The 8,851-nt window shown below is 61.0% G+C and carries 9 protein-coding genes; 4 read left to right on the forward strand and 5 right to left on the reverse strand.

Annotation, left to right across the window (positions count from 1 at the left end; genetic code table 11):
- Window positions 1-160: IS630 transposase-related protein (locus ACXJKO_RS27090; protein WP_457094158.1), on the reverse strand; the 160-nt coding region annotated here is incomplete at its 3' end.
- Window positions 161-285: 125 nt separating this feature from the next.
- Between ACXJKO_RS27090 and ACXJKO_RS27095 the strand changes: the two genes are divergently transcribed.
- From ACXJKO_RS27095 to cysQ, 3 genes are all read left to right on the forward strand, one after another.
- Window positions 286-933 carry a BON domain-containing protein gene (locus ACXJKO_RS27095; protein WP_457094150.1) on the forward strand — a complete coding sequence of 216 codons (648 nt, stop codon included), beginning with the start codon at window positions 286-288 and terminating at the stop codon, window positions 931-933.
- 81 nt (window positions 934-1,014) lie between these two features.
- Window positions 1,015-1,236: a hypothetical protein gene (locus ACXJKO_RS27100; protein ID WP_457094151.1), complete on the forward strand. Its 222-nt coding sequence runs from the start codon at window positions 1,015-1,017 to the stop codon at window positions 1,234-1,236.
- Window positions 1,237-1,246: 10 nt separating this feature from the next.
- A complete protein-coding gene (cysQ, locus tag ACXJKO_RS27105; protein ID WP_457094152.1) occupies window positions 1,247-2,119 on the forward strand; it encodes a 3'(2'),5'-bisphosphate nucleotidase CysQ in 873 nt (290 codons plus the stop codon).
- Here cysQ and ACXJKO_RS27110 read toward each other — a convergent pair.
- Both ACXJKO_RS27110 and prs read right to left on the reverse strand, forming a co-directional pair.
- Window positions 2,047-3,627 carry a bifunctional aminoglycoside phosphotransferase/ATP-binding protein gene (locus ACXJKO_RS27110; RefSeq protein ID WP_457094153.1) on the reverse strand — a complete coding sequence of 527 codons (1,581 nt, stop codon included), beginning with the start codon at window positions 3,625-3,627 and terminating at the stop codon, window positions 2,047-2,049. The genes cysQ and ACXJKO_RS27110 overlap by 73 nt on opposite strands.
- A gap of 2 nt (window positions 3,628-3,629) precedes the next feature.
- Window positions 3,630-5,165, reverse strand: a complete 1,536-nt coding sequence (prs, locus tag ACXJKO_RS27115) for a ribose-phosphate diphosphokinase (RefSeq protein ID WP_457094154.1) — start codon at window positions 5,163-5,165, stop codon at window positions 3,630-3,632.
- Window positions 5,166-5,558: 393 nt separating this feature from the next.
- Between prs and ACXJKO_RS27120 the strand changes: the two genes are divergently transcribed.
- Window positions 5,559-6,473 carry a hypothetical protein gene (locus ACXJKO_RS27120; protein WP_457094155.1) on the forward strand — a complete coding sequence of 305 codons (915 nt, stop codon included), beginning with the start codon at window positions 5,559-5,561 and terminating at the stop codon, window positions 6,471-6,473.
- A 38-nt stretch (window positions 6,474-6,511) separates the two neighbouring features.
- On the opposite strand, the gene ACXJKO_RS27125 is transcribed toward ACXJKO_RS27120, so the two are convergent.
- Both ACXJKO_RS27125 and ACXJKO_RS27130 read right to left on the reverse strand, forming a co-directional pair.
- On the reverse strand, window positions 6,512-7,885 hold the full coding sequence (locus ACXJKO_RS27125; RefSeq protein ID WP_457094156.1) for a nicotinate phosphoribosyltransferase: 1,374 nt from the start codon (window positions 7,883-7,885) through the stop codon (window positions 6,512-6,514).
- Between the two features lie 57 nt (window positions 7,886-7,942).
- Window positions 7,943-8,851 (reverse strand): MlaE family ABC transporter permease (locus tag ACXJKO_RS27130; protein WP_457094157.1); only part of this gene is annotated, 909 nt, incomplete at its 5' end.

An 8,851-nucleotide genomic window follows, 5' to 3' on the forward strand; every position in this document is an offset into this window, starting at 1 on the left:
GGTCCGGTGCCGGCGAGCCGGTGTCCCGGGTTCGCCGCACCAGCCTGATGGCGAAGCTCTCGCTGACGGCAAAGTGCCCTGCCGCCGCCCGGCAGGAATGGCCCGCCTCGACAAAGTCGGCGACGCGCACCCGAAGATCGAGAGAATAGCAGTGACCCATGATCCACCTCCCGTTCCAGCAAGTGAATCACAGATCGCACCAGGCCAAAACCCAGGAGTCTAATTTCCAGTCCGATGCTCTAGTGTTATGAACAGTCATTTGCCAGGGACTAAAGGAGGCGAGACATGGACGACAAGACCCTTCGTCAATCGGTTCTGGACGAACTCGACTTTGATCCAAGTGTCGATGCCACTCATATCGGCGTTAGTGTCGAAAACGGCGTCGTCACCTTAAGCGGCCGTGTAGGAAGCTACATGCAGAAAGTTGCCGTTGAGGATTCGGTCCGAAGGGTCAAGGGTGTCCGGGCGATCGCGCAGGAGCTGGAGGTTCGCTTCCCAACCGACAAGAAACTATCCGATGACGAGATTGCAAAGCGGGTTCTTGATGTCTTTGCTTGGGACGATCAAGTGCCTGAAGATAAAATCCAGGTGAAGGTACAACGAGGATGGGTGACGCTGGCCGGTGAGGTCGAGTGGCAGTATCAGCGCGCGGCGGCTGAGGCGGACGTTCGCAAGCTGTCCGGCGTAATCAGTGTCTTAAATCTCATCGAGATCAAGCCTGCTGTACAGGCAGTTGATGTCAGGCAGAAGATCCTGGATGCACTCAGGCGCAGCGCCGAGACGGAAGCCGAGTCGATCAAGGTGATGGTCCATGACGACAAGGTCACTCTGGAGGGCAAGGTTCACGACCTGCACGAGCAATATGTCATTTCCCATGCCGCATGGTCCGCCCCAGGTGTCAAGTCGGTCGAGAACCGGCTCGTCATCGAGTGAAAGCCAACGACAGGGGTTGGATTGAGCGGTTGCGGATTTGGCCCTTGATGTCTCTTGAGTCCTGCAGAACGGATGCTGTCGATGAGCTCTGATCCGGTTGAGACCGCTAGGACCGCTCGGGAGCGGCTCGTGGTGCGAAGACGCAGCCTGCTTGATGATATCGCGTCGATGGACCGAGTCTCGACCGACTACGCGGCGGATCTCAGGATTATCCAGGATGCCATCGATGTTGTCGACAAGGCTATCGAAGAAGAACATGCTCTCCGGCCGAAGCTCTACGACGAAGGCTCGAACGGGCCTTAAGGCTCTCTCCATGTACGATCACTCGGCGCGGTCTTCAGGTGCGGCCCTGCCCACAGACCCGGCGGAACGGAACGCCTTGGGCTTGGCTCTCGGGCGGATTGCTGTCGCCGCCGGGCAGCCTGTGCTCGACCTCTTCCGGACGGGAACCTCCGTGAGGACCAAGAGCGATGCGTCTCCGGTGACCGAAGCGGATCTGGCCGCCGAGAAGGTGATCCTGAGGGAGCTCCGTATCCTGCTGCCCGAGGTTCCGGTGATCTCGGAGGAGCAGACGGAAACCCACCAGCTCGTGGCGGACGATCCCTTCGTGCTGGTTGACCCGCTGGACGGGACCCGGGAGTTCATCGCGAAGCGGGATGAATTCACGATCAACATCGCGGTGATCGCGAAGGGCCGGCCCATTGCGGGCGCCGTCTACGCGCCGGCTCTCGAGCAGCTCTGGTATTCCGGCGCAGAAAGCTTCAGGCTCGACATCGCTCCCGGGAGCGAAATCGGGCAGGAAATCCGGGCACCGCCCGTCAAGGTTCGCTCCCCTCTCTCGGGCGGGCTTTCTGCACTGGTCAGCCGCTCCCACAGTGATCCGGCCACGGAGGCTTTCCTGGCCCAAATCACCCTCCTTGATCGCAGGCCCATGGGATCGTCGCTGAAGTTCTGCCGGATCGCCGAGGGGAGCGCTGACCTCTACGTACGCCTGGGCCCGACGCACGAGTGGGATACGGCCGCTGGTGATGCGATCCTCACGGCGGCGGGAGGGCAGGTCGTCGACCGAAGCGGGAGCGGGTTGCGGTATGGCAAAACAGAATCAGGCTTTCGTCACGAAGGCTTCATCGCCTCCGGTGGCCTCAGGGTGTCCTGGGATAAGGATGCCATACTGCCGATGCCCTGATGCTGGAGAATGTCGGCCTTGATAGCGGCGGGCTCCTGTGAGGCATCGAGGCGGACCCAATCAATCTCCCCACAATCGCGCGCGGCCTGCATGAGGACAACGTCCGCTGTCGCATCGGACGGATCCTTCTGGCGGGCCGCAACGCGCGATGTCAGCACCTCCATCGGGGCCAGGAGCCAGTAGCCCGTGAAGGGAATGTGGCTCCCAACCGCGAGCTGCGCAAGCTTCTCGCGCTCCTGGGGCCGGTCAAAGACGGCATCGGCGATGACTGCGGAACCCACGTGCAACGCACGTCCAGCCTCCTGTCGCAAGATGACATAAACCTGCTCGGACACCTCCGGTCGATAGGCACCCTCCGGCAGCCGGGACTGGACCGGCACTCCATGCAGGTGTTTTCGGATGCGATCGCTGTTCAGAATGCGGGCCCCGGGAACTTGTCCCAAATACGGAGCCACAAGAAAGGCGATGGTCGACTTGCCGGTTCCGCTCAACCCTCCGATGGCGACAAGGGCAGGCGGCGCGGGCTTCAGCAACGATGCGGCGAGATCGAAATACTGCCGGGCCTCGGAGAGCAGGCCCGTGACCGTGTCCAGGGATGCATGCTCCGCTTGAGCTGCCGTGACATGGGCGCGAACCGCCGCACGGATGGCCATGAAGAACGGGATAAGTCTGAGCCCATCCGTTTCATCCGCCTCGTCGAGATACCGGTTCAGCAAAGTGTTTGCCAGCTGGTGCTGGTTCCGGTGCCACAGATCCATCAGGAGGAAGGCCAGGTCGTACAGCACGTCGATGGTCGCGAGGTTCTCGTCGAATTCAAGACAGTCGAACAGGGTCGGGGTGCCATGCCACAGAAAAATGTTGCGAAGGATGAGGTCGCCGTGGCAACGCCGGACCTTGCCTGACAGGCGGCGGCGTTCGAGCACGTCCGAGTGATGTTCGAGAGCCTGCCGGAAGTTTTTGGAGAACGTGGTGGCGACATCGTCTGGAACCAGCCCTGTGGCGCGGAGCGATCTCTCATTGATCTCAAGGACGCCCGCAATGCCCTTGACCCCGCCATGCTCCAGGCTGATGGCCGCATCGTGGTGGAAGACGGCAATGCGATGGGCGAGGTCGGCCATGATGGGAGACGTGAGGGAGCCCTGCTGAGCCATGCGGTCCAATAGGCATTCCTGATCGAACCGATACATTTCGACCAAGGCATCGATCAATGGTCCCGCGCCGTCCAGCGCCAGTTGTCCATCTGCCTCTCGCGTGATGGTGTGGACACCGATGTAGATCTCCGGGGCGGTACGACGGTTGAGGCTCAACTCCGCTTGGCAGGCTGTGTGCCTCTGCTGCGCGGTCGAGTAGTCAAGATAGGGAAAGCGAACCGCGCGCTTCAATTTGTACGCCCTGTCCTCTGTCAGGAAGATCATCGAGGCATGCGTTGTCATGACCTCCACAGGCGAGCGCTCCCCGAGGAGCCTCTCAAGAAACCGGATGGTTTCGATTTGTTCGTCGACGAGCATCGTCACCACTCCGCGCGACTAGGAGGACGGCGATGATCGGCCAGATCCGTGCCGTTGAGCGCCCGCGCAACGATTGTCGACACGTCGAGGATTGTCAGGCGATCGGCAAGGGCGGCCACGAACTCAGGTGTCTGAGGGATCGTGTTCGCCAGGAGCACTCCGTCGATTGCCGGCTGGCTCAGGTTGGAAAGTGCGGCCGCTCCACCGACGCCATGCGTCGCGGCGACGATCACCCGCCTCGCACCGTGCTCGCGGCACTGCTGCGCAACCCGCGCCATCGTCATGCCTGTGCTGATGAGATCATCCAGAATAACCACCATACAGCCGGAGATATCCCCTGCGAAGAGATCGCCTGAAACCTGGCCCATGCTGCGTTGCTTGTCAGCGAGGCCCTTGGAAACCCGGCGGCCGACGAGATCCTCCAGCGTCTGCCGAAAGCGTTCGGCTCGCTTGGCTCCGCCAATGTCCGGCGACACGACAGCAAGCGGGGTGTTGCCGGCCATGGCAGCGATATGGCGGCCGAACACTGGGTAGGCGTCCAAGTGGGTCGTGCTGCAGCGGAATGCATTCTGAAATGCGGCGAGGTTGTGAACCTCCATGGTCACGAGCCGATCGGCTCCGACCGCCTCAAAAAGCTGGCCAATGTAGCGCGTCGTGATGGGATCGGACGGTTTGGTCTGTCGGTCCTTGCGGGCGTAACAGAGATAGGGGGCAACGACGTTGACGCGGACTGCGCCTGCATCCTTCAGCGCTCCCACGAAGAAGAGCAGGCGACAGAGCCTGTCGTTGACGCTCTGATGGGCACTTCCATGGAGACCAGCGACCACATAGACATCCCTGCGGCGCACGTCGACGAGAGGCCTGGCCTTATGTTCACCATCTTCGAAATCGCGCTCCTCATGGGGCTGAAGCGGTTGGCCCCAATGGTGAGCGATGCGCTCCCCAAGATCCACCGCTGACTTCAATGCGAACAGCAGCGGTTGGTCTTTGGTCGGTTTAGCGGCGAGCGGAGTCCGTGCCCTGGTCGGACCTTCAGCACGTATCGGCCGAAGCGCCAAGCCGCCGAATAGGCCGTCTATGGCTTGGCCGTCGCGCGAAAGCGGCGCGACAACCATTTCGACCCTCACCCGAGGGTGATCGGTCGCACTCGTCTCAAACTCTGCCAGGAGGGGTTCGGCACACCGCCGCACAAGCTCGGAAAGCCGCCGAAGCCTGACAGCCCCGCGTCGCCGTGGTGCTTTGGCCAGAACAACAACGCCAGGATCGCACGCCCCCATCAGGGTCTCGAACGCTACGCCACCGAACATCAGGACCGGCGCATCTCCTTGAGGATCGAATTGGAGGACGAACGCGTTCGCGGCGGCCTCGCCCAAATCGGATACGGCAACCTCCCGGAGTGTCGGTGCGACACGACCGCTGCGCTTCTCTTTCCAATAGTCAACCAGCCACGAGAGAGCCTCGTCCTTTGGTTGCGGGGCAAAATCCAATCGCTCGAAGAGCCTTCGAAGAGCTGGGTCTGTCATTGCGAAGGTTGTCATGATTCACCTCGCAGGAGGGAGCACGTATGCCAGAGATTTGATGTGCGCCCGACTAAGGGAGCATACCTTCAGCAAGCTTCCTCGCCTCAGTGAAGGGGCCAAAGCGTGACCACATCTTCGACTTTTTCCAATCGAGGGGCGTTCTGCGGCACTACTATTGCTCAAAACTAGCTGCTTCGGCGGACCAAGACATTGACAATGATCATGGAAAATTGGCGGCTGGCTGGCACCTTCATCTCGTGCGACATTGTCATGACGATCCGATCCGGCGCGACACACATGCTCAGCCTCACTTGCGCAACCGCACCGACACTTGAGGCGAAGGTCCATTTCCTCAGCAGACCATCGTCTTATCCTCATCGGCCGGACCACGTCAGTGCCAAGGAGACCCACATGTCCTGGGTTTTTCTCGCGGGCGAGAGGGTGTTCAAGCTGAAGAAACCCGTTCGCTATTCTTATCTTGACTTTTCAACCTTGGAGGCCCGCGAACGATACTGTCGTGAGGAGACGCGATTGAACCGCCGGCTTGCGCCCGGTGTCTATCGGGGTGTTGTCCCCCTGACCTGTTCCGCTCCAGGTGCAATGGCCCTGAGAGGAGAAGGGGAGATCGTGGACTGGATCGTTGAGATGCAGCGTCTCCCTGCTGATTGCATGCTCGACGTCCGCCTGAAGGAAGGGCGCGTGGACGAGGAGGATATCAGCCGCCTCGCCCAGGTTCTGGCAGATTTCTACCGGCGCGCCGAGCGCCCCCCGGTCGATCCCGATATGCCCTTCCGGCACTTCACACGCGAAACGGCCGAGAACCGGGCCGTGCTTCTATGCTCTGATCTGTGGCCGGACCAATCCAGGGTGTCGGCGCTTCTCGACCAGCTTGAGGCGGCTCTCAGGAGGATCCGCCCTCGGCTGCAGGAGCGGGCGCAATCCGGCTGCATTGTCGACGGTCATGGTGATCTGCGACCGGAGCATGTCTGTCTGACGGACCCCATCGTTATCTTCGACTGCCTCGAATTCAACCAAGACTTGCGGTTGGTCGACCCTTATGACGAACTCACATTCCTTGGCATGGAGTGCGCTCATCTGAATGCCGCATGGTTCGGCCGGGCACTGATCGAGCGTGTCGCGGCGATCATGGGAGACACGATTCCGCACGACCTCCTTGGCGCCTACACCGCTCTCCATGCGATTTTACGGGCAAGACTTTCACTGGCGCATCTCCTGGATCCAGTTCCGCGCGAACCTCAGAAATGGGTTCCGCAGGCAAGGCAGTATCTCGACTTGGCGGAGCGCGCGCTTGCTTCGCTGCCATGACACCACAGTTCGACCCAAACCGCAAAAACATGTGGGCTCTATTCAGGCTCCGACGAGGCCATGATCTTGCGCCGAACCTCCTGATCGTATTCCTGAAGATCATCACTGACTCGGAGCGGGTAAGGTGAGGTCGATGCTTCGAGCATGCGAAGGTTCTTGGGCAATTGCTCAATCGAGCGTCGGGTGTGCTCCCGGATCTCCACCAAGGAGGGGACCGGTGCGACACGCCGTCCGCCAATCATCACAGGCTGCAGGAGAGGGGAGCCAGCCAAATGCTCGTGACCACGGGCGATCACGTCGCCTTGGGCCAAGCCGTTGTGCTGCGCGCGGAAGATCTGCTTGCGGCCCGGCAGGGTGCGCTTACCCGCCGAGAGCTTCATTCGGCCAAGGCCAGCGTACTCGACCAGTTTATAAGCTATATCGAGGGCAGGGGCATCCTCGGAAACGCTCATGCTGGTTCCGACCCCGAAGGCATCGATCGGGGCCCCTGTTGCGAGGAGGTCGGCGATCCTGTGTTCATCAAGCCCGCCGCTGGCAAAGATCTGGAGGCCCTGCAGTCCCGCTGCATCAAGGGTGGACCTCGTCCCCTTGGCCAGTTCCGCTAGGTCGCCCGAGTCCAACCGCACGCCTCGAAGGCGGCAGGCGGGTCCGAGTTCCTTGGCAAGCTCGACGACCCGCCGTACCCCGTCCAGCGTGTCGTAGGTGTCGACGAGCAGAATGGTTTCGGGGAACACCCTAGCGAAATTCCGGAAGGCGTCAGCCTCGGACGCGCAGGCCTGAACAAAGCTGTGAGCCATGGTCCCCGCCACCGGTATACCCCAGCGCTGCCCGGCCGCGAGGTTCGAGGTTGCAGCAGCGCCTGCGATAAAGAAAGCCCTTGCGCCTTTAATGGCGGCATCCAGCCCCTGCGCGCGCCGTCCGCCGAAGTCGACGACGGGCCGCCCCTGGGCGGCTTCAACGATCCGAGCCGCCTTGGAGGCCAGGATAGTCCGGAGACCAATCTGGTTCAAAACCATCGTCTCGATAATCTGCGCCTGGCCGACGGGTGCGGTGATTTCAAGGATCGGCTCGTTCGGAAAGACCGGTGTTCCCTCCGGAACCGCAGATACGTCGCCGGCAAACCGGAAGCCCCTGAGCCGGTCGATGAACGTTTGGGGAAACAGGGTGTGCGAAGACAGGTAAGCGAGATCTCTCTCGCTGAAGGCGAGATTTTCCAGATCCTCGAGAAAGGGATTGAGGCCGCAGGCCAGAAGATAGTTCCGCTGTGGTGGCAGCTTGCGGAAGAACAGGTCGAACACGGCAATATCGCTCATGGCGAGTTCGCTGTAAGCGCGTAGCATCGTCAGTTCATAGAGATCGGTAAAAAGAGCAGCGCCGCCGCCCGAGCTCTCGTGCCATACGGAATCGGGCATCATCTCACCAGCACCACCAAGCAAGGTCATTCCATGACGGCAGACTGTCACTTGCCGTCAGTATTTGATGGCCGCAAAGAACATGGCGAACAGACCGTCGGCAACGATCACCATGAAGATCGCCTTCACGACCGATGACGTGACATGCCGCCCCAGGGATTCGGCTGATCCCTGAACGGCGAATCCTTCAACGGAGGCGATCAGGCCAATGATCAGGGCCATGAAAGGCGCTTTGATCATGCCGACCAGGAACGTGTTGAGGGCAATCGCATCCTGCAGGCGTGACATGAAGACGTGAGGGGCAATCCCTTCATAGAGCCACGCAACCAGCCCGCCGCCGGTCAGCGCGGACAGGTCCGACAGGAAGGTCAGCATCGGAAGGCCAACGATCAGCGCGAACAGGCGGGGGATGATCAGCACTTCCATCGGATCCAGCCCCATGACCCTGATCGCATCGATCTCCTCCCGCATTTTCATCGAGCCCAGTTCAGCCGTGAAAGCGGACCCGGAGCGGCCTGCGATCATGATCGCCGTGAGCAGAACGCCAAGCTCGCGTAGGACGAGGATGCCGACGAGGTCGACCACGAAGGCACCCGCCCCGAACTGGCGCAACTGGAAGATCCCTTGCTGCGCAATGATGCCCCCGACCAGGAAGGAGATCAGCGCCATGATCGGAACGCCCCGCAAGACAATGAGGTCGAGCTGATTGACCAGCGCGGTTCCGCGAAGCCGCCGCGGTTCTGCGACAACGTGCCCTGTGGCGGTCATGAACTCGCCCAGGAAAGCCAGTCCTGCGAGAGCATCCTTGCCCAAATCCAGAACCATGCGGCCGAGATCAGCCAAGAGGTCAAACAGCCGGTGGCGCTTCACATTCAACTTCAGAGGAACGTCATAGTGATCCACCTCATCGAGCAGGATGCCGTGCTCTTCCCGAGCGTTGACGAAGGAGATGGTGCAGCCCTTAGT

This window comes from Microvirga sp. P5_D2, assembly GCF_054049475.1.